This window comes from Rhodococcus sp. 14-2483-1-2 (genome assembly GCF_002259405.1).
Lineage (GTDB): Bacteria > Actinomycetota > Actinomycetes > Mycobacteriales > Mycobacteriaceae > Rhodococcoides.
This window is the reverse complement of sequence record NZ_NPFW01000022.1, coordinates 829,089-849,991: the sequence shown is the minus strand read 5'-3', so window position 1 is coordinate 849,991 and position 20,903 is coordinate 829,089. Positions and strand designations below refer to the sequence as shown.

Annotated in this window: 19 protein-coding genes and 1 tRNA gene; 8 read left to right on the top strand and 12 right to left on the bottom strand. The window is 65.2% G+C overall.

Annotation, left to right across the window (positions count from 1 at the left end; translation table 11 throughout):
• Positions 1-3: 3 nt before the first annotated feature.
• Positions 4-273, bottom strand: a complete 270-nt coding sequence (locus tag CH295_RS25010) for a mycoredoxin (protein WP_032398313.1) — start codon at positions 271-273, stop codon at positions 4-6.
• A gap of 117 nt (positions 274-390) precedes the next feature.
• On the opposite strand from CH295_RS25010, the gene CH295_RS25005 reads away from it, so the two are divergent.
• Both CH295_RS25005 and CH295_RS25000 read left to right on the top strand, forming a co-directional pair.
• Positions 391-2,505, top strand: a complete 2,115-nt coding sequence (locus CH295_RS25005; protein WP_371828427.1) for an ATP-dependent DNA helicase UvrD2 — start codon at positions 391-393, stop codon at positions 2,503-2,505.
• Between the two features lie 602 nt (positions 2,506-3,107).
• Positions 3,108-3,428, top strand: a complete 321-nt coding sequence (locus CH295_RS25000) for a WhiB family transcriptional regulator (RefSeq protein ID WP_037189857.1) — start codon at positions 3,108-3,110, stop codon at positions 3,426-3,428.
• Positions 3,429-3,462: 34 nt separating this feature from the next.
• Here the strand turns inward: CH295_RS25000 and CH295_RS24995 are convergent, their stop codons facing one another.
• The 3 genes from CH295_RS24995 to CH295_RS24985 all read right to left on the bottom strand — a co-directional run bounded on the left by CH295_RS24995 (position 3,463) and on the right by CH295_RS24985 (position 7,289).
• Positions 3,463-4,773, bottom strand: coding sequence for an ABC1 kinase family protein (locus CH295_RS24995; protein ID WP_037189855.1), 1,311 nt, complete (start codon positions 4,771-4,773; stop codon positions 3,463-3,465).
• 92 nt (positions 4,774-4,865) lie between these two features.
• On the bottom strand, positions 4,866-5,759 hold the full coding sequence (locus CH295_RS24990; protein WP_094742132.1) for a hypothetical protein: 894 nt from the start codon (positions 5,757-5,759) through the stop codon (positions 4,866-4,868).
• Between the two features lie 123 nt (positions 5,760-5,882).
• Positions 5,883-7,289, bottom strand: a complete 1,407-nt coding sequence (locus CH295_RS24985) for a zinc-dependent metalloprotease (protein ID WP_037189851.1) — start codon at positions 7,287-7,289, stop codon at positions 5,883-5,885.
• Between the two features lie 146 nt (positions 7,290-7,435).
• Here CH295_RS24985 and CH295_RS24980 point away from each other — a divergent pair, with 146 nt between their 5' ends.
• Complete coding sequence (locus CH295_RS24980) at positions 7,436-8,461, top strand: YlbL family protein (RefSeq protein WP_094742131.1); 1,026 nt, start codon at positions 7,436-7,438, stop codon at positions 8,459-8,461.
• A gap of 13 nt (positions 8,462-8,474) precedes the next feature.
• Here CH295_RS24980 and CH295_RS24975 read toward each other — a convergent pair whose 3' ends face one another.
• Positions 8,475-9,053 (bottom strand): PPA1309 family protein, encoded by a 579-nt coding sequence (locus CH295_RS24975; protein ID WP_094742236.1) that lies wholly within the window; start codon positions 9,051-9,053, stop codon positions 8,475-8,477.
• A 276-nt stretch (positions 9,054-9,329) separates the two neighbouring features.
• Between CH295_RS24975 and CH295_RS24970 the strand changes: the two genes are divergently transcribed.
• Positions 9,330-12,290, top strand: coding sequence for a UPF0182 family protein (locus CH295_RS24970; RefSeq protein ID WP_170946050.1), 2,961 nt, complete (start codon positions 9,330-9,332; stop codon positions 12,288-12,290).
• A gap of 144 nt (positions 12,291-12,434) precedes the next feature.
• Here CH295_RS24970 and CH295_RS24965 read toward each other — a convergent pair whose 3' ends face one another.
• Positions 12,435-12,998 carry a transglycosylase family protein gene (locus CH295_RS24965; RefSeq protein WP_037189848.1) on the bottom strand — a complete coding sequence of 188 codons (564 nt, stop codon included), beginning with the start codon at positions 12,996-12,998 and terminating at the stop codon, positions 12,435-12,437.
• A 502-nt stretch (positions 12,999-13,500) separates the two neighbouring features.
• Here CH295_RS24965 and CH295_RS24960 point away from each other — a divergent pair.
• Both CH295_RS24960 and CH295_RS24955 read left to right on the top strand, forming a co-directional pair.
• A tRNA-Met gene (locus CH295_RS24960) sits at positions 13,501-13,577 on the top strand.
• Positions 13,578-13,688: 111 nt separating this feature from the next.
• Positions 13,689-14,204, top strand: a complete 516-nt coding sequence (locus CH295_RS24955) for a putative immunity protein (protein ID WP_094742130.1) — start codon at positions 13,689-13,691, stop codon at positions 14,202-14,204.
• 39 nt (positions 14,205-14,243) lie between these two features.
• Here CH295_RS24955 and CH295_RS24950 read toward each other — a convergent pair whose 3' ends face one another.
• Positions 14,244-14,429: a hypothetical protein gene (locus CH295_RS24950; protein ID WP_094634524.1), complete on the bottom strand. Its 186-nt coding sequence runs from the start codon at positions 14,427-14,429 to the stop codon at positions 14,244-14,246.
• Between the two features lie 69 nt (positions 14,430-14,498).
• On the opposite strand from CH295_RS24950, the gene CH295_RS24945 reads away from it, so the two are divergent.
• Positions 14,499-15,044 carry a GNAT family N-acetyltransferase gene (locus tag CH295_RS24945; protein WP_094742129.1) on the top strand — a complete coding sequence of 182 codons (546 nt, stop codon included), beginning with the start codon at positions 14,499-14,501 and terminating at the stop codon, positions 15,042-15,044.
• On the opposite strand, the gene CH295_RS24940 is transcribed toward CH295_RS24945, so the two are convergent.
• From CH295_RS24940 to CH295_RS24925, 4 genes are all read right to left on the bottom strand, one after another.
• The gene (locus CH295_RS24940) at positions 15,017-16,297 is read right to left on the bottom strand and encodes an RNA polymerase sigma factor (protein ID WP_094742128.1); all 1,281 of its coding nucleotides are present in this window, start codon (positions 16,295-16,297) and stop codon (positions 15,017-15,019) included. The two genes, CH295_RS24945 and CH295_RS24940, sit on opposite strands and share 28 nt — an antisense overlap.
• A 31-nt stretch (positions 16,298-16,328) precedes the next feature.
• Positions 16,329-16,673: a YciI family protein gene (locus tag CH295_RS24935; protein ID WP_094634157.1), complete on the bottom strand. Its 345-nt coding sequence runs from the start codon at positions 16,671-16,673 to the stop codon at positions 16,329-16,331.
• Positions 16,674-16,858: 185 nt separating this feature from the next.
• Entirely contained in the window at positions 16,859-18,079 is a 1,221-nt protein-coding gene (locus tag CH295_RS24930) for an acyl-CoA dehydrogenase family protein (RefSeq protein ID WP_032397698.1), read from the bottom strand.
• A gap of 44 nt (positions 18,080-18,123) precedes the next feature.
• The gene (locus CH295_RS24925) at positions 18,124-19,533 is read right to left on the bottom strand and encodes an acyl-CoA dehydrogenase family protein (protein WP_094742235.1); all 1,410 of its coding nucleotides are present in this window, start codon (positions 19,531-19,533) and stop codon (positions 18,124-18,126) included.
• Between the two features lie 142 nt (positions 19,534-19,675).
• On the opposite strand from CH295_RS24925, the gene CH295_RS24920 reads away from it, so the two are divergent.
• Positions 19,676-20,044, top strand: coding sequence for a DUF1304 domain-containing protein (locus CH295_RS24920; RefSeq protein WP_037189835.1), 369 nt, complete (start codon positions 19,676-19,678; stop codon positions 20,042-20,044).
• Here the strand turns inward: CH295_RS24920 and CH295_RS24915 are convergent.
• Positions 20,041-20,844: an inositol monophosphatase family protein gene (locus CH295_RS24915; protein WP_037189834.1), complete on the bottom strand. Its 804-nt coding sequence runs from the start codon at positions 20,842-20,844 to the stop codon at positions 20,041-20,043. The two genes, CH295_RS24920 and CH295_RS24915, sit on opposite strands and share 4 nt — an antisense overlap.
• Between the last annotated feature and the right edge of the window lie 59 nt (positions 20,845-20,903).

Sequence of the window (20,903 nt, the reverse complement as noted above, 5' to 3'; positions counted from 1 at the left end):
CGATCAGAGCGACAGTGCGCGCTTGACCTCGGCCAGAGTGGGGTTCGTCGCCGTCGATCCGTCGGCGAAGAGCACGGTGGGCACCACATGGTTGCCGTTGTTGACGCTGCCGACGAAGTCGGCCGACTCCGGGTTCTGCTCGATGTCGATCTCGGCGTACTCGATTCCGGCCTGGTCGAGCTGGGTCTTGAGCCGACGGCAGTAACCGCACCACGTGGTGGAGTAGACGGTCAGCGCGGCCGGGGTCTGCGGGGTGTTCTCGGTAGTGGTCACGCCAACAGTCAACAGGAGCGCCGACCCGATTGTTCCGACCGACACCTGCATCGGCCGACTCGCCGCCCGGTTCGGCCCCGGGTGGAACTGTCGGTACGCACTGACACAATGGACCTCATGGCTGACGACGCGATGACCGCCGGACTCGATCCGGAGCAATCCGCGGCGGTACTGGCTCCCCGCGGCCCGGTCTGCGTTCTGGCCGGTGCAGGCACGGGAAAGACGCGCACGATCACCCGACGCATCGCCCATCTCGTCTCGGCCGGGCACGTGTCCTCGGGGCAGGTGCTGGCGGTGACGTTCACCGCGCGCGCGGCCGGCGAGATGCGTGGCCGTCTGCGCGAGCTCGGCGTCGGGGGAGACGGTCCTCCGGTGCAGGCTCGCACGTTCCACGCCGCGGCCATGCGCCAGCTCAAGTACTTCTGGCCGCAGGTGGTCGGCGACACCGGGTGGCAGCTTCTCGATCGCAAGTTCACCGTCGTCTCGCAGGCGGCGAACCGCGCCGGGGTGTCGACGTCCACGGACGCGATCCGTGATCTCGCGGGAGAGATCGAATGGGCCAAGGGATCGTTGATCGCACCCGAGGACTATCCACGCATCGCGGCGAGCAATCGCCGTGACGTTCCGATGGACGCGAACAAGGTCGCCGCCGTGTACGCCGGCTACGAAGAGCTCAAGTCCCGCGGCGGCGATGGGATGTTGCTCGATTTCGACGACCTTCTGCTGCACACGGCCGCCGCGCTGGAAGAACATTCGTCGGTGGCCGACGAGTTCCGCGAGCGCTACCGCTGCTTCGTCGTCGACGAGTACCAGGACGTGACGCCGTTGCAGCAGCGGGTGCTCGACGCCTGGGTGGGCGAGCGTGACGATCTCACCGTCGTCGGCGACGCGAACCAGACCATCTATTCCTTCACCGGCGCATCTCCGCGGTATCTACTCGACTTCTCACGGAAGTACCCCGAGGCCACTGTGGTTCGGCTCGAGCGCGACTACCGTTCGACGCCCGAGGTGGTGTCGCTGGCGAACCGCGTCATCGGAGCCGCTCGCGGTCGCATCGCCGGCACCCGACTGCAATTGATCGGTCAGCGTGAGCCGGGACCCGAGCCGGAGTTCTTCGAGTACGACGACGAGCCTGCGGAAGCCGACGGTGTGGCGCGTGCGGTCAAGAGGCTGATCTCGAAGGGCGTCGAGCCGGCCGAGATCGCAATTCTGTACCGCATCAACGCACAGTCGGAGGCACACGAACAGGCGTTGACCGAGCTGAAGATTCCCTATCAGGTGCGCGGCGGCGAGGGATTCTTCACCAGACCCGAGGTGCGGCAGGGAGTCAACGCGCTGCGGCAGGCAGGCGGTCGAGACGATCTGCCCGACGGCGCGCAGGCGGGCGAGGGACTACCGGCTCTGGTGCGAGCGGTGCTGGCCCCGCTCGGACTGACGGCGACCGAGCCGACGGGCGCGCAGGCCCGCGAGAAGTGGGCCTCGCTCGGCGGTCTGGTGCAGCTCACCGAAGAACTTCTGGTGCACGAGCCGGAGCTGACCCTCGAGAAATTGTTGGGGGAGCTCGCCGCACGTGCCGAGGCGCGGCATCCACCGACGGTCCAGGGCGTCACCCTCGCCTCGCTGCATGCTGCGAAGGGTCTCGAGTGGGACGCGGTGTTCATCGTCGGTCTCGCCGACGGCACGTTGCCGATCTCGCACGCGATCGGCAACGACCCCAGCGCCAACAACGAGGCGGCCGTCGAGGAGGAACGCAGGCTCCTCTACGTCGGTGTCACGCGAGCTCGCGTCCACCTGCACCTGTCCTGGGCGCTGGCCCGCAACGAGGGCGGACGCAAATCGCGGCGCCGGTCGAGGTTTCTCAACGGTCTGATTCCCGAGGACTCACCGGCCTCGCGTATCGCCGCGCCTGCCGCCAAGAAGTCCGGTCCCAAGTGCCGGTTGTGCGGCAAGCCCCTGATCGGCACGTCCGCGACCATGCTCGGTCGATGCGACAGTTGCCCGTCGAACGTCGACATCGCCCTGCTCGACGCGCTGAAGTCGTGGAGATTGGACAAGTCCCGCGAACTCAAGGTGCCCGCGTACGTGGTGTTCAGCGACAACACGCTGACGGCCATCGCGGAACAGCAACCGCAGGACGAGCGTGGGCTGGTGGCGATTCCGGGAATCGGGGCCAAGAAACTGGAACGGTTCGGAGAAGAAGTCCTCACCGTGGTGCGGGCCTCGGACACGTGACGCGAAGGTAGGGAAATCTCCGCAAAACCGCAGGTAGAAAATAACTTGTGCAGATATCGGCGGGGGGCTTAGTCTGTTTCACGTGCCGCGGGAGATCGCGCACCGTCCAATCCGCCTACGAGACCAGAACAGGAGCTGAAAAAATGATCAACACATTCCACGCCGCCGTTGCCGACGCAACCGTCGCGTTCAGCCCTGTCCTCGGCACGGCACCTTTCGGAGTTGCCCCCCTCGGCACTCATGCCGCCGCCGCAGGCTCTGTTGCGCAGACGTGGATTCGTTCCTCTGCTTTCGGCCCCATGCAGGAGTCCGCATATGCGGTCTCGGGGTCGAATTCCGCCCAGGTCGCCCTGGCACCAGGAGCGAAAGCCGTTGCTCAGGCAGCCCGACGTCACCGCGCACCATGTGCGTCCGTGCTCGACAGCAGATACCGACTTCACTGTCGGTAGACGCTTCGACAAGCCCCACCAGGCCACGGACCCGCACTCGCGGACCGTGGCCTTTCTCGTTCAGGTAGTTCCTCTACCCGAGCGTGAGGCCGACAGGTTCGCATCACCCCTCGAACCGATAACGACGCCGCACGAAAAGTAGAGGAGACCGACGTGTCAACCGCCACGATCCGGACGACATGCCGACCAGAGTCCGAGAGTGCCTACGCTGCACAGTATTCGACCGAATCGGTCGAACTGGCCTTGTCGGTGCCCTGCCGAGCGGCGAACCCAGACATGTGGTTCGCCGACACCCCCGCCGAACTCGAGCAGGCCAAGGCGCTGTGCGCCGAATGCCCCATCCGCCGTACGTGCCTGAGCGCGGCGCTCGACCGCGCCGAGCCGTGGGGCGTATGGGGCGGCGAGATCCTCGAGCAGGGTGTCGTCATCGCCCGCAAGCGTCCCCGAGGACGGCCGCGCAAGAACGCAGCATGATGTCCGAGACCGGTGCCCGGTTTCGCCGAACGAATCAGTCGGTGAAGCCGGGCAGCCACTCGGTGAGGATGGCCATGTACGGCGCGTAGGCGTCCAATTGCGCGCAGATTCCGACCAACCCACCGAGCACTCGGAAGATCATCACGTACTCGGCGGGCATGTTCAACGCGCGAACGGTGCGGAACTGCGCACTGTTGAAATCTGTCGCGGTGCCCGCAGCCTTCTGCAGCCAGGCCCTGGTGAAGTGGAACGATTCGGTGTGAATCGGATCGGTGAAGGGACGCAGATAGTCTTCGATCTCCTTCTCCGTCACCGTTCGGCCCGGCACCACGAAGCCGCTCTCGGTGAACAACACCACGAGCTCGTCGAACTTCTCGTCACGCGCGAGCGAGACCATTCTGCCGAGAACCGGAGGGAGGCCGTCGGGCATCGGAGCGCAGGCACCGAAATCGATGACACCCATGCGTCCGTCGTCGAGCATCATGAAGTTGCCCGGATGAGGATCGGCGTGCAACAACTTCGCCCGCGCCGGAGACACGAATGCGAACAACGCGAGCAGTTCGCCCGCCTGGTTACGTTCCTCGGCCGTTCCGTTCGCGATCACATCGGCCAGCGGCCGACCCGTCATCCATTCGCTGACAACGACTTTGGGTGCGCTGGCGACGATCTTGGGAATGGCGAACTGGGGATCGCCCGCGAATTCCTTGCTGAAGGCACGTTGGTTGGCCGCCTCGATACGGTAGTCGAGCTCGTCCTCGGTACGAGCCGTCAGTTCTTCGAGCACCGGCTTGACGTCCGTGCCTGCGAGCACCGTACTGAACAGGTTCGCGAACCGCGACAGCGTCTTGAGGTCGGAGCGCAATGCATCGTCAGCACCGGGGTACTGGATCTTGACCGCGACATCGCGTCCATCCGACCACGTTGCTCGGTGCACCTGCCCGATGCTCGCAGAGGCGATCGCTGTGTCGTCGAAATCGAGAAAACGTGACCGCCACGCAGTTCCGAGTTGCTGGTCCAACACCCGATGCACGGTCTTCGCGGGCATGGGCGGGCCCTGCGCCTGCAGCTTGGTCAGCGCCTCGCGGTACGGCTCCGAATACTCCTCCGGAACGGCCGCTTCCATCACCGAGAGCATCTGCCCGAGTTTCATGGCACCGCCCTTGAGTTCCCCGAGAACGGAGAAGAGCTGTTCTGCTGCTTTGGCGGCCATATCCGCATCGATTTCGTCGCGATTGCCGCCCGCGAGCTTCTTCCCGAACCCTACGGCGGCACGACCGGCCATTCCGAGGGGAATGCTGGCCAGTTTGGCAGTACGAGTCGATCCACGGCGCGGTATGTCAGACACAGCTCCATCATGGCTGAACCTTCCGACAATTGCTCGGACCGCCCCGCGCCGACCCCTATCGGTCGAGGTGAACTCGCCGCGAGCGCGATTCGTCAGTACCAGCAATCGCAGTGCGGGTGCTTGGACCACGGTCGTTTGTGCACGGTGGTTCCGGTTGCTGCGAAGTCCAGTTCCATCGTGCAGTCCGCAGTCTCGGGAAGCGCGGCGTCGGATCGGCCGATGAGGTTCTCCAACTGAGCGAACGCGAACGCTGCCGTGGCCAACACCGTCGCGCTGCTCGCTTGGCCGACCGAGCCGAGCAGCTGGGCCGACAGATGCGGCCACTCCGGCTCGAAGTCGCAGCGCGTCAGATCAGCGCACCGCAGGCAACTCGTCCGACCGGGCAGCACGAAAGGCCCGACGATGCCCTTCCCGTCTCGTAGCCGCACCTGCAGATGTGGGATGCGCAGACGCACCAGGTCGGTCACCAGCCGAGGTTCGGCGACCAGATCGTCGGCCAGTACCACGACGTCGTAGTTCCACGACCTCACCACCGAGTGCGGGTAGCGCGTCGGAGTCAGACTGGTCCGGGTCACGGTGACGCCGGTGCGACTCAGGCCGGAGGCCAACGCGTCCGAGATCGGCCCCCGCCCCACGAGGTGGACGGTGTTCACCGCCCCCGGTCCGGACTGCGAGGCCCGAAGCGAGGCGTCGGGCACCACCGGTTCGCTCGTGCCGTGCATCAGCAGCCCGGAATCCTCCAACTCTCCGAGCATCGCCGATGTCCGATTGGCGGACAGTCCCAATGTCATTGCGTGACAGACGATGTGAGGTCTGGAATGGCCCGCGGCGAGGAGTCGGAGTATTTCGAGTATCGAGCCAGGCTCGGCACCGGGAGGTGGAGTGACGACGACGCTGGTCTCGGGATTCCAGCCCAACTGAACGGTGCCGTCTCGTCGCGGCAGAATTGCCACCGCTGGATCGAGTCGAACGGTCGGTGTGATCATGAGACACACTCTGACAGCGCCGACAGCGAAGAGCGCCCGCTCGGGGCACGTTATCCACAGGGTGGAAGTGCCTCCGAGCAGGCGCTCGACGCGTTCGATCGAAGTGGTGCGAAACCGGCGGGGTCAGGTTGTGGACGAACCCTTCTCGGGATCACCATCGGTGCCCTTGTCGTCGTTTTCGGCGGCACGCTCGGCAGCCTCGGCTCGCTCCTTGGCTTCCATGGCCTCCATCGCTTCGAGCTGCGCGATCGGGTCGTCGAAGCTCGACGTGCCACCGCCGACGACCCTGTCGATGAACGCCGCGGGGTTGTCCAGGTCCGACGAGTCGGGCAGCAGATCGGGGTGTGCCCACACACCGTCACGTCCCTCGATGTCGGATGCGGCGAGGAGCTGACGCCACAGATCGGCTGCCTCGCGGACTTTGCGGGGTCGCAGTTCGAGACCGACCAGCGTCGCGAAGGTCTGTTCGGCCGGGCCTCCCGACGCCCGACGGCGCCGGATGGTTTCGCCGAGCGCGACGGCACCGGGAAGGCGTTCGCCCAGAGCGGCCGCAACCACCGTCTCGACCCAGCCTTCGACCAGGGCGAGCAGCGTCTCGAGACGCTCGAGTGCGTGCTTCTGCTCCGGCGTGGTCTGTGGCTCGAAGGCACCCTGTTGCAGGATCGCCTCGATCTTCGACGGATCGGTCAGTGCGGACGGGTCGAGTCCTGCGGCGGCCTCCTCGATGGCAGAGAAGTCCATCCGGATGCCGCGCGCGTACTCCTCGACGGTGGCCAGAACCCGCTGCCGCAACCACGGAATGTGGCTGTAGAGCCGCTGATGTGCGGCCTCACGAGCGGCAAGGAACACCAGCACCTCGCGATCGGGCTGCTCGAGTCCTTCACTGAACGACGCGATGGCCGACGGCAGCAACGCCGCCGTTCCCGACGGTCCGAGGGGCAGGCCGATGTCGGTGGACGTCAGAACCTCCTTGGACAGCTGGCCGAGAGCCTGGCCGAGTTGCGAGCCGAACGCCATTCCGCCCATCTGGGTCAGCATGCCCATCATCGGCCCGGCCATCTGCTGGGCCTCGGCGGGAAGGCCGGAGGTCCACATGCCCGAAATCTGCTCGGCGACGGGGTCGCACAGGCGCTTCCAGGTGTCGATCGTGTTGTCGAGCCAGTCGACCGGTGTCCACGCGACGGTCTTCGTGGCACCGGCGGGCAGCGTCGTCGCCCCGTCCAGCCACAGCTCGGCCAGGTGCGCTGCGTCGGTGATGGCCTCTCGTTCGCCTGCCGACACCGGGCTGAAGTCGCCCATCTGCTGGCGTGCCAGCTGCTTGGCCAGGTCGTAGTTCACCGGCCCCGAACCGGTCCCGCCTGCAGCTCCCATTCCGCTGAGCATCTGGCCGAACTGGGTGAGCATCTGGCCCAGCTGTGCTGGGTCGAATCCCTCGCCACCGAACCCGAAGCCGGCAGGGTTGCCCGAGCCGTCCGGATCCTTCTTCTTGTCCGGGTCGTCGTCGGAGGCACCGAAACCAAAATTGCTCATGACTCAACGGTACAAGCCCGGCGAACGGAGAGAGTGGTGGATCGTCACGCTGACGGCGAACAGTGGGACCCGCGAGAAGTCGGCACGGACGCACTCGGTAGGGGCGGTCTGCACCGTCGACCGTATTCGGATCTAGTGTCTACGGAGTGAACCGAAGGATCGCCACTCTCGTCGCTGCCCTGGTACCCGTGGTGGTGCTGGGCGTCACCGGCTCGGTCGTCACCGTTCCGTTCGCCGCCCTCGGCCCCGGCCCGACGTACAACACTCTCGGCGACGTCGACGGGGTGCCCGTGGTGCAGATCGACGGAACCGAGGTCGACCCGACAACGGGTCACCTGAACATGACGACCGTGGCCGTGCGCGATCAGCTCAATCTGTTCGAGGCTCTCGGCTTCTGGGCCAGCGGCAGGCAAGGACTCGTTCCGCGCGAGGAGGTCTATCCGCCGGACAAGACGAAAGAAGAAGTGCAGGAAGGTAATCAGGCGGATTTCGAGGAGTCCGAATCCAGCGCCGAACTGGCTGCTCTGCACCACCTGGATCTGGCGGTGTCACTGGCGGTGGCCAGTGTGGCCGAGGACGGCCCTGCTGCGGGCGTGCTGAATGTGGGGGACACGCTGGTCTCGGTCGGCGGTACGCCCGTCGCGACCGCGTCGGCAGTTCGAGAGGCTGTCAGTTCCAGAGCGCCGGGTGATTCTCTCGACATCGAGTACGTGCGAGACGGCTCGACGCAGACCAGTGCGGTCGTCCTCGGTGCTCGGCCCGACGACGCATCCCTGGGATACCTGGGAGTCACGCCCGAAGAGCAGCCGGACGTGCCGTTCGACGTGAAGTTCAACCTCGCCGATGTCGGCGGACCGTCGGCCGGTCTGATGTTCAGCCTGGCCGTGGTCGACAAGCTCAGTCCCGGTGAACTGAGCAACGGAGAGTTCGTCGCGGGGACGGGAACCATCGATGCCGACGGGACGGTCGGCCCCATCGGCGGCATTCCGTACAAGCTGATCGCCGCCCGCGAAGCCGGAGCCACCACGTTCCTGGTGCCGGACGCGAACTGCGGTGAGGCGCAACAGAACGTCCCCGACGGCCTCAGACTGGTCCGCGTCGAGTCGCTGGACAGTGCGGTCGACTCGCTGCAGGCGATCGGGTCCGGCGGCGACGTACCGTCCTGCAGCTGACCCAGCGCTGTCGCTAGTCGTCTTCCATCACGTCGAACGTTGCGTAGAGGCCGTGCACGACGTTGGGGGCCAGGTCCTCCGCGATGCGAAGATCGATGGGCGCGAACGGATCGGCGTCCTCGTCCGGGTGCAACTGCAGCAGAGTCAAGGACGGACCGTCCTTGAGGACCGCGACGATCAACCGAGCATCCCGTTTCTCGGGGTGGTTCTCGGCGGCCGAGCGCGCGGCCTGGTCGGCCGCATCGGGATCGGCGAGCAACGGCATCAAGGCATCGTCGAGGGTCGATTCGGCAGCCGGGGGGAGTACGACGATCTCCTGAACCAGGGCGCATCCGACGACACCCTCGGGCCATGTCGAGGTGGCGAGGAACTCGTCCAGGGCGGGGGAGCCGCCGGTGATGTCCTCGGGGAGTGAATGCTGCTGGATCGGGGTGAGGGCAGCGCCGTCGGCAAGATCGTCGAGGAGTCCCGGCTCGGCCGCGGCGAGCGCTGCAGTGGGAACCAACGCGAACATCTGTGGTGCCTGGTTCCACCCACCTGCATCGACGAAATCCGCCACCTCGCGGGCACATCGAGCCAAAGCCTCGGCCACGTCCTGCCCACCCGACTCGGGGTCGAACTCGCTACCGAAATCGTCTTGGCCGGGCAGTCCGTTGCTGTCGTTGCTCACCGCACTATCCTCGCATCCGAATGGTTCACTGGATGCCGATGCTCCTGACCTGCGGCCTGGCGCGGACGCAGTACGGGTGTCGCAGCCGTAGGATCAACGTACGTACAGTAGGGCGAAACGGACATGCGGCGCACGGCGAGTGCGCCGCCGAAGTCATCTGCGGCGCCGTCGGCGTCGCCCGAAGTTGGAGTGTGGCACGTGGGCATGAGGCCCCCCACCGGTATGCCGTCCTTGTCACGGCGCAGCCGGATCTTGCTCGTATTGGCCTTGGTAGCAGCAGGTTTGCTGCTCATCGGTCCCCGTCTGATCGACATCTACACCAACTGGCTGTGGTTCGGAGAGGTCGACTTCCGCGGCGTCTACACCACCACACTGCTGACGCGATTGGCGATCTTCGTCGTCGTCGCACTGGTCGTCGGACTCATCGTGTTCGCGGCGCTTGCCGTGGCGTACCGCAACCGTCCGGTGTTCGTGCCCGTCGCCGGGCCCAACGATCCGATTGCGCGGTACCGCACCACGGTGATGAGCCGATTGCGCCTGTTCGGCATCGGAATTCCAGTGGTGTTCGGGTTCCTGTCCGGCATGATCGCCCAGACCAATTGGGCGACCGTGCAGTTGTTCCTCCACGGCGGCGACTTCGGGATCACCGATCCGCAGTTCAATCTGGATGTCGGCTTCTACTCGTTCGACCTCCCGTTCTACCGCTTCGTTCTCAACTGGCTGTTCGTTGCCATCCTGGTTGCGTTCTTCGCGAACCTGGTCACTCAGTACGTGTTCGGCGGGATCAGACTGGCCGGACGCGAGGGTGCTCTGACCCGCGCCGCACGCATTCAGCTCGCCGTTCTGGCCGGCACCTTCGTTCTGCTCAAGGCCGTCGCATACTGGTTCGACCGGTACACGCTGCTCTCGAGCAGTCGTAAGGAACCCACGTTCACCGGTGCCAGCTTCACCGATATCAACGCGGTGTTGCCGGCCAAACTGATCCTGCTGGCGATCGCGGTGATCTGTGCGATCGCCTTCTTCGCAGCCATATTCCTGCGTGATCTACGGATCCCGGCGTTGGCCACGGCTTTGCTGGTGCTCTCGTCGATCCTCATCGGTGCCGTCTGGCCGCTGGTGATGGAGCAGTTCTCGGTGCGCCCGAACGCGGCCGACAAGGAGAGCACATACATCGAGCGGAACATCGCGGCCACCCGAGACGCGTACGGGTTGACCGACGAGCAGGTCACCTACCGGGACTACTCCGGTGAGGCGACTCTGAGCCCGGGCGAGGTCGCAGCCGAGTCTGCGACGATGTCCAACATCCGACTGCTCGACCCGAACATCCTCGCCCCCACCTTCACTCAGCAGCGTCAGATCCGTAACTTCTACGGGTTCCCCGACACGCTCGCCGTCGACCGCTACCCGGATGCAGACGGAAACCTGCGCGACTACGTCGTTGCAGCTCGCGAGATCTCACCGCAGACGCTCGACGCGAACCAGCGTGACTGGATCAACCGCCACACCGTGTTCACGCACGGAAACGGCTTCGTCGCAGCGCCGGCCAACTCCGTCGACGAGGCCGTCGCCGACGAATCCAGCGGTGGGCGTGGCGGTTACCCGAACTACCAGGTCAACTGGATCGAGAACGATTCCGAGGGCACCATCCGTAAGGACGGCCCCGGCGACCTGGACCAGCCGCGTATCTACTTCGGCCCGGTCATCGCCAACTCCGACGCGGACTACTCCATCGTCGGTTCCACCGGCGAGCCCCGTGAGTACGACACCGACAGCAAGAGCTACACCTACACCGGTGCAGCAGGCGTCGACGTCGGCAACTTCTTCAACCGACTCGTCTTCGCCAGCAAGTACGCCGAGCGCAACATCCTGTTCTCGAGCGTCATCGGCGACGAGTCGAAGATCCTGTTCAACCGTGACCCCCGCGACCGCGTACAGAAGGTCGCACCGTGGTTGACCACGGACGGATCGACCTACCCGGCGATCGTCGAGGGCAAGCTCGTCTGGATCATCGACGGGTACACCACGTTGGACAACTTCCCGTACGCCCAGCGGATGTCGCTCGAGGACGCCACTGCCGACAGCATCGAGTCGACGACGACGCGTGCGCTGCCGAGCCGAGAGGTGTCGTACATCCGCAACTCGGTCAAGGCCACCGTCGATGCGTACGACGGCACCGTCAAGCTCTACGAGCAGGACGAGAACGATCCGGTGCTCAAGGCATGGGAAGGCGTGTTCCCGGGAACCGTCATCCCGAAGGACCAGGTGTCCGACGAACTCCGCGACCACTTCCGCTACCCGGAGGACCTGTTCAAGGTCCAGCGTGAGTTGCTGACCAAGTACCACGTCAACGATCCGCGGGAGTTCTTCACGAACAACGCGTTCTGGGAGGTTCCGACCGACCCGACCGCAGAGAACACCGCGGCGAAGCAGCCGCCGTACTACGTGGTCGCCTCCGACATCTCCAACGAGGAGAATCAGCCGTCGTTCCAGCTGACCAGCGCGCTCGTCGGTTACCGCCGAGAGGTGTTGGGCGCATACGTCAGTGCGGATTCCGATCCGGAGAACTACGGCAAGATCACGGTGCTGAGGTTGCCGACGGATACCTCCACTCAGGGTCCGAACCAGGTGCAGAACCAGATGACGACCACCACGGACGTATCCGAGAGTCTCGGCATCGTGCGCCGTGAGAACACCGTGGAGTTCGGCAACCTGCTGACCCTTCCGGTCGGTAACGGCGGGTTGATCTACGTGGAGCCGGTGTACGCCTCGCGTACCAACGAGGCCTCTGCGTACCCGCAGTTGATTCGAGTGCTGGTCTCGTACGAGGGCCGCGTCGGGTATGCCGCCACATTGCCCGAAGCCATCGAGCAGGTCTTCGGAGCAGGTGCCGGTCGTACCGTCACGGCACCCGGTGAGACCGACGGAACCACGCAGCCAGGTGCCGTACCGGAGACGACACCGTCCGACGGCGGGTCGACCCCGGCCACTCCTGCGCCGACCACCGGCGGTTCGACGACCAGGGATGCTGCCGTCACCGGTTTGAACGCTGCACTCTCCGCTGTGCGCACGGCGCAGCAGAGTGGAGATCTGGCGGAACTCGGCACTGCGCTCGAGAACCTGCAGACCGCGGTCGACACGTACAACAGCACCGGCAGTTGATCGACACGTTCACCGCACGATGATGTGAACGAGAAAGAGCCGCCTCACCGAAACGGTGAGGCGGCTCTTTTGTTGTTCGTCACCTGGCTCGTGCGCGGGGCACAGCGGCAAGGTGTGTGGCAGTTCGACGAACTGCCGGGTGGATCAGCGTCCGATGGGCGCGAGCACCGGGGCGTTGGCAGCAACGAGGTGCTGGAACTGGGTGCTCAGGCCGTACTGGTCGGCAAGCTTGGACGCGGCGTCGAATGCGCCCTGTGCAGCCTGCGTGGCCGCTGCGGCCTCGGGAGCCACGGCCGGTGCCGGTGCCGGTGCGGGAGCCGGCTGCGGTGCCGGTGCGGGAGCTGCCTCGGGCTCGGGAGCGGAGGCACCCTTGCTCAGCTGCTGACCGCACACGGGCCATGCGCCCGGTCCCTGGGTCTGAAGAGTGTTCTCCGCGACGCGGATCTGCTCGGCCTTGGATGCGTTGGCCGGTGATCCGGATCCGCCGTTGGCCGTCCAGGTGCTCTGCGAGAACTGCAGGCCACCGTAGTAGCCGTTTCCGGTGTTGATGCTCCAGTTGCCACCGCTCTCGCACTGCGCGACCGCGTCCCAGTTGTTCGGGGCTGCGTTGGCGGTTCCGGCCGAGAGGCCGAGGGGGATTGCTACGGCGGCACCTGCGATGGCGGCCAATCCGAGTGCACGCTTGCCGACATTGTTCAGTGTGGTCATTCGGGGTGAATCCTCTCCGCGCTCTACTGGCGCGACTGGCCTGCAATCGTTTCGCCGGTGTTGATGGCGTTGGCGACCAGGCACTTCGTATCGTCGCGGCTCTGCCCCCGTACGTATTGGGGACCACACCCGCGGGGCAGAGCGAAAGGAGCGGCGGGGTGGTGCAGGCCCAGCGGTTTAGGGCCGTCCGTGAAGGTAGTCGAGGATCTGCTCACCGTCACTGAGCCGGAATGGGATGACAGGTGTCCACATGTTGGGACAAAAGTAGTTGTTTTCGCAGCTCAGACCAACTTGTGGCGGTATTGTTTCAAGTCTGTAACCCCACCGTTATGTGACTCGAAACACGCATCAAAAGAGACGCGGAGCACTATTTTGAACCGCCTCCGACGTGATAACCGCGCGCTGTGACGCGTTGTCATGCACTCGTTCGAGCGCGTAAGAGCGCCGAGAAGTCATGTGATTTGCATTGGCTGTACACACGGGAGTAACTTCGTAATTGCAACGCGGGGTGGAGCAGCTCGGTAGCTCGCTGGGCTCATAACCCAGAGGTCGCAGGTTCAAATCCTGTCCCCGCTACCACCGAAAAAGGCCCAGGACAGATGTCCTGGGTCTTTTTTCATGCTCTGATAGACGCATGACCGGCCGTTCGGGCGGCGGCCGAACGCGACAACGCTGGGAGGATCGACTCACATGATTCTTCCCGCCGTCCGAGACTCTCGCCTCGTCACCGTGCGTCGCGGTGGACTTCTGACCGACGACGATCACCGGAGTCTCGCGCTCTGGGCGGCCGAGTGCGCGGAACATGTTCTCCACTTGTTCGAGACTGTCGCACCCTCCGACTCGCGGCCGCGTGAGGCAATCGAGGGCATTCGGGAATGGACGCGCGGCGAACTCGCGATGATGGCTACCCGCGCTCTCGGTGGCCATGCCATGGGTGCGGCACGGCCGCTGAGCGGTGCCGAGCGCTTCGCCGCATATGCGGCCGGCCAGGCGGCGTGTGTAGCTCACGTACCCGAGCACGACCTGGGGGCGGCTGCCTACGCCATCAAGGCGGTACGGGCCGCCGCACCTGCAGGTGCGGAGACGAACACGGGCCGCGAGGAACTGCGATGGCAGCGAGAACGACTACCGAACAGTGTGCGGGAGTTGGTACTGGAAGATCAGCAGAGAAGAAACAGTATCTGCTGGTCCGTGTTCGACGACTGAGCCGTCCACTGCGGCCGCGGACGGCGGTCCGTCATGGCGTCAGTCCGAGACCTGCTCTCGCGCATCGTCGCTGGTGACCGCTTCAGGGGTGTCGCCGTCGGTCGTGTCTGCATCGTCAGCTGTGAGGTCGACGGTGTCCACACCCTCGAGTGCGGTCAGTTCCTGCTCTGCCTCGGCGATGAGGCCCTTCGCGTTCTCTTCGATCTTCTTGATCCACTCGGCCATGACGGTCACACCCTTCGCTCGATCGTGTACCACCGGTCTACCAGACTTCTTCCGCCTAGGATTCACGGTGTGCGAACACGAACCTCGCGTCTCGATCTCGACGAGCCGGTCGGCACGGATCTCGATGCGCTGTACGCGATCTGCAGCGACCCGCAGTCGTGGACACACTTCCCGAGCCTGCGGCACACCGATCCCGGTGCAACCGAACGAATGTTGCAGAGCTGGGCGGAGCAGTGGCGGCGGGACGGACTGTCCACCTGGATCATTCGTGAGCGCGGCAGCCGCACGATCAGTGGCTACGGCGGATGCTCGAAGCGGCGGAACACCTTCTGGAATCTCGGGTATCGCCTCCATCCCGACGCACAGGGCAACGGGTACGCCGCGGAGATGTGTGAGATCGCAGTCGAGTGCGCGCACGGAACCGAGCCCGAATTGCCGATCGTGGCGTACCTCCTCGAGCACAACGTCGCGTCGGCCCGGGTGGCCGAGCGCGCGGGCCTGGAGCTGATCGCCCGTGGACCCGACGTCGGCAATCCCGACGCCGACGCAGTTCGCTCGGTGTACGCAGACCGCCCGTTGACAGCAGGTCAGGTGGACGTGGTGCTGTCGGCCTGAGCGCGGCAGGTGTTCACCTCCGCGAGCCGACGTCGTAGCAGGCGCTTCTCCGGTGCGGTTCGGGCGAAATCCAACGCTCGTCGATAGTCCACAGCCGCCTCCTCGAACCTGTCGAGTCGTTGCAGCAGATCGGCTCTCGCCGTCGGATATGGGTGATAGCGGCGCAGTGACGGCTCATCGGCGAGCAGATCCAATTCCTGCAGCCCGGCTGCTGGACCATCGCGCATCGCAAGCGCTACCCCCCGATTCAGCGCGACGACCGCGCTCGGTGCCCGCGTCATGAGCAGGTCGTACAGCGCAACGATCTGAGGCCAGTCCGTGCTGTCGGCGTCCGGTGATTCGTCGTGCAGTGCAGCAATGGCAGCCTGCACGGCGTAAGGACCGCTCTGGCCGCCGCCGAGGGCCTCGACCACAAGGTTCGTACCCTCGGCGATGAACGCGGCATTCCAGAGTCGACGGTCTTGGTCGGCCAACAACACGATTTCACCGTCCGGTCCGATTCGAGCATCGCGTCGTGCGTCGACGAGCAACATCAGCGCTAGTAGACCGGTCACCTCGGGCTCGCCCGGCAATGCGGCGTGCAGGAGTCGGCCCATCCCGAGTGCCTCATGGGTGAGATCGATTCGTCCGACGTGATCACCCGACGTCGCAGAATAGCCCTCGGTGAAGGTCGAATAGACCACCTCGAGCACCATCGGCACCCTGTCTGCCAATTCGTCCGGGCCCGGGAGGCGGAACGGGATCCGTGCGACGCGAATCTTGTTCTTGGCTCGCACTATTCGCTGCGCTGCCGTGGCCGGAGGGATCAGCAGCGCCCGCGCCACCTCGCCGGTGGTGAGACCGGCCAGGCATCGGAGAGTCAGTGCGAGCCGGTCACCGGCGGCGAGGGCCGGATGCGCGCAGGTGAAGAACAACTGCAGTCGGTCGTCGGGCAGACTGTCGTCGAGCGAATTCAGGTGACTCGGTTCGCTACGATCCGTATCAGCCTGCAGCACTCCGACTTTCGCGGCCAGTCTCTGGTCGCGCCGCAGGCGATCGACCGCCTTCCGCCGGGCAGTGGTGAGCAACCAGGCACCAGGCCTGGCCGGGACACCATCGACCGGCCAGTGTTTCAGCGCCGATTCGATGGCGTCCGAGGTCACTTCTTCTGCGAGGTCGAGATCGCGATACCGCTGCACCAGCGAGGCGAGCAGAATCGAGCGCTCGGCTCGGAAGACCGAGTCGAGCGCTCGACGAACCTCGGCATCGGTCACTGAAGAACCCGGTACGTCGGGTTTCGGCGGTTCAGAACTCGGCAAGGGGACGGACGATCACCGTGCCGCCGTCCTTGGAGCCCGGGCATCGGGCCGCCCATTCGAGTGCAGCGTCCAGGTCGGGAACGTCGATGACGTCGTAGCCGCCCAGTACTTCGTGTGACTCGGCGTACGGTCCGTCGGTGACGGTGCGTTCTCCGGTGGTGGCATCGACGCGCACGGCCGTGGCAGTGGTGAGATCCGCCATGGCGTGACCGGATACGTAGACGCCCGCCTCCTTCATCTCCTTCTCGTAGGTCATCCAGTCCTCGACACTGCTGCAGCCCGGTGCTGCTCCGGGTGCGGTGTTTGCGTTGATCAAGAGGATGTACTTCATGGTGCGCTCCTGGGTTCGGTACCTCGGTGTCGCGGCGCGAGTCGCCGTACACGATGACGACGTTCGACAGACCACGATATCGACATCGGCTCCGGAGTTTTCTTTCTTGCGCACGCACAACGGCACCGGACGCAGTGTCCGGTGCCGTTGTGTGGTTGGTTCTCGGCTCGACGACGAGCCAGGAGTCACTTCAGTTCTGCCGAGGACTTTCCGAGCACTCGACGAGCAACGATCAGCTGCTGAATCTGCTGGGTTCCCTCGAAGATGTCGAGAATCTTGGAGTCGCGGCTCCACTTCTCGAGCAGTGGGCGCTCCGAGTAGCCGTACGTGCCTGCAAGTTCCACTGCCTTGAGCGTGATGTCGACGGCCGAGCGACCGGCCTTCGCCTTGGACATCGAGGCCTGCAAGGAGTTGGGCTCCTTGTTGTCGGCCATCCACGCCGCACGCAGTGCGAGCAGATGCGCTGCCTCCCAGTCCGCTTCGAGGCGCAGGAACTCTGCGGCTGCCGCGTGCTGGTTGTAGGCGGGCGTCTCGTACGAGATGTCGACTCCGGCGTCCACCAGGATGGACCGCAGCTCTTCGAGTGCCGCGCGAGCGACGCCGATTGCCATACCTGCCACCAGCGGGCGGGTGTTGTCGAAGGTCTGCATGACGCCGGCGAAGCCCTTTTCGACGTTCACCTCGGCGGTGCCGAGCAGATTGTCCTTCGGGATGCGGCAATCCTCGAGCAGCAGGGCTGCGGTGTCGGAGGCCTTGATGCCCAGCTTGTGCTCGAGGCGGGCAACCGACAGGCCCGGAGCGTCACGCGGGACGACGAACGACTTGATGGCCGCGCGGCCGAGCGACTTGTCGACCGTTGCCCACACCACGATGTGGGTGGAACGCTCACCGGCGGTGACGTAGATCTTCTCGCCGTTGAGCACCCACTCGTCGCCGTCGAGGACAGCGGTGGTGGTGACGGCCGCGGAGTCCGATCCGAAGCTGGGCTCGGTGATGGCCATCGACGCCCACACCTTGCCGAAGCGCTCGAGCTGCTCGTCGGTGGACACCGCCGCGATAGCCGAGTTGCCGAGTCCCTGGTAGGGGATCGACAGCGTGAGGCCGACATCGCCCCAGCAGGTCTCGATCACGTTCACCAGAGCGGACATGTTGCCGCCGTTGGCATTCGCGGTCTTGCTGGGCTTGGCCGACTCGCTGTCCTTCTCGCGGCCACCGGCGGCTCCGCCGATTTCGCCACCGGCGTCGGACATGCCTTCGACCATCGACGCCATGGTGTCGAGCTCCACCGGGTACTCGTGCTCGGCGAGGTCGTACTTGCGGGAAATCGGGCGGAAGATCTCGGCAGCGACCTGGTGAGCCTGATTCGCCTGCGCCCGAAGCTTCTTGGGAAGTTCAAGATTGATCATCGTGTATGTCCTTGGGTGAGTGCCATGGAATTCGGGGCGGCGAGCTAGATGAGAACGATGCCCTCGGCGACGCCGACGGACCGCAGATCGCGGTACCAACGCTCGACCGGGTGCTCCTTGGTGAAACCGTGACCACCGAGCAGCTGCACGCCGTCGGAACCGATCTGCATGCCCTTCTCGGATGCGAGTCGACGAGCCAGCGCGGACTCACGAGTGAACGACAGTCCCTGCTCGGCGCGAGACGCACCGCGCAGCGTGACCAACCGCATGCCATCGAGCTCGATGGCGATGTTGGCGACCATGAAGGCCACGGCCTGACGGTTGCTGATCGGCTCACCGAAGGCAACACGGTCGTTGACGTACGGAACGACGTAGTCGAGTACGGCCTGGCTGGTGCCGACGGCCAGTGATGCCCAGCCGAGGCGCGCCAGTCCGATGGCGGCGCTGTACTCGGCGGCCCGCTGATCTGCGTCACCGTCACCGAGCAGTGCCGACTCGGGAACTGCGACGTCGGTCAGGATCAGGCGACCCAGGCCTGCTGCGCGCAGGCCCATGCTCGGGTCGGCTTCGACGACAAGGCCCTTGGAGTCGGACTCGACGATGAAGAATGCCGGACGGCCTTCGAGTTCTGCGGCGATGACGAACAGCTCGGAGCTGCCGGCAGCGGGTACGAGACTCTTGACTCCGTTGAGCTTGTAGCCGCTGGGGGAGCGAACGGCCTTGGTCTGCAACGCGTACGGATCGAACAGTGCGCGGGGCTCGTTGACGACCACTGCTGCGTTCGGCACCTTCTCGCCGACGAATGCGGGGAGGTAGGTCTTCTGCTGTGCGTCGGTGCCCCACTGGGTGAGCGCGACGGCGACACCGCTGGGCGCGAGGATGGGCAGTGCCAAGCCCATGTCGCCGTGGGCGAGTGCCTCGGCGACGAGAGAATTGGTGACCGCGCCACGCTCGCTGGCGGCACCGTCGAGTTCCTCGGGAACGTTGATGAGCGTGATGCCGAGCTCGGCGGAACGACGAACCAGATCCTCGGGCGACGAGGCGCTGTGGTCTGCGTCGAAGGCGGCCGGGCGGAGGATCTCCTCGGCGAACTCCTTGACCGTCTCGACGATCATGCGCTGTTCGTCGTCGGGCGTCAGGTCGAAGTAGCTGAGGTTCTTGGCGGCACCGTCGTCGAGACGCTTGGGCTTGCCGCCACCGGTGACCTTGGCGAACGTGCGATTGGCAGCGCCGAGGGTCTTGAACCCGGTCTTGGTGCTCTCGTACGTCACCCGGTCGATGGTCTGGCGGAGGTTGTACTTCTCCGCCAGTTCCGATCCGGTGATGGCGGTCAGAACGCGCATGGCGGTTCCGATCGCATCTCTCTTGAACGGGTTCAGGCCAACCGCAGAAGTATCGCGGGGCACCTTCTGGGCCTTCGCGTCGACCACACTGTCTTGCTTGCTCATGATCACCAGTTCCTCGGCGTCGGGCACGGACTTCACAGATCTTACTCCCGAGTAAGTTAGCTGTCTACTGTCGAGTAAGTACCGGTGGCGCTCGACACTCGAACGACCTTTCGTATCACCCGTCGTATCGGTGTGACAGGCTGTTCGCGTGCATCCGATCGCCCAGGTCTTCGCCGCCCTCGCCGCGGCCCTCCACGTCGCCATCTTCGTCATGGAAAGCGTGCTCTGGTCCAAGCCGGCCGTATGGGCAAGGTTCGGCGTGGCCAGCCAGAACGACGCCGACATCACCAAGCCGATGGCCTTCAACCAGGGCTTCTACAACCTGTTTCTGGCCGTCGGCATCGTGGTGGGCCTCGTCGTCGGCGGATCCGCGGGAGACGCCATCGTCTACTTCGCGTGCGCGAGCATCGTCGGCGCAGCGCTCGTTCTGGCCACCGGCGGAGCAAAGTATTTCCGGCCCGCATTCGTGCAGGGCATCACGCCGCTGATCGCGCTGATTCTGGCTGCAGTTCTCTAGGCGAGATTTTTCGCGCTGGGGGACAGGAGTGCGAGGATCTGGTGTTGCAGTAGGCCGTTGGTGGCCACGGCGCTGCCCCCGTGCGGTCCTGCGCTGGCGTCGAGCGCGGTGAAATCGCCCCCGGCCTCGCGTACGAGAACGTCGAGGGCGGCCAGGTCCCACAGCGAGACCTCGGGTTCGGCGGCGATGTCGACTGCCCCCTCCGCGACGAGGCAGTACGAGAAGAAGTCGCCGTAACCGCGCACCCGCCACACGGCGTCGGTCAGATCGAGGAACCGATCCCTGATGCCCAGTTCGGCCCACCCGCTGAGGCTGGAGAAACTCAGACTCGACGACGCCACCGAATCGACCTTCGAGACCTCGATCCGGCGCGGGGTGCCCCCGTCCGATGCCGTCCAGGCTCCCAGATCGAGTGCCGCCCACCACCGCCGGTTCAGAGCAGGCGCGCTCACCACTCCGACGCGAGGTATGCCGTCGTCGAGCAGGGCGATCAAGGTCGCCCACACCGGAACGCCACGGACGAAATTCTTCGTGCCGTCGATGGGATCGACGACCCACTGGCGGCCGCTGAAGGTGGCCGTGCCGCCGTACTCCTCGCCCAGCAACGCGTCTGCCGGACGCTCCGAGCCGAGTTCGGCGCGAATCATCGTCTCCACCGCCAGATCCGCGTCACTGACGGGCGTGAGATCGGGCTTGGAATCGACCGACAGATCCATGGCCAGAAAACGTCGACGGGTGATGGCGTCGGCCTCGTCGGCGAGTCGGAGGGCGAGAGAGAGATCAGCGGCGTAGTCGGTCACGGGAGAAGACTATCGCCGCGCATACGGCGTCTCGCATACGGCGATCTGTGTGGTCGGGC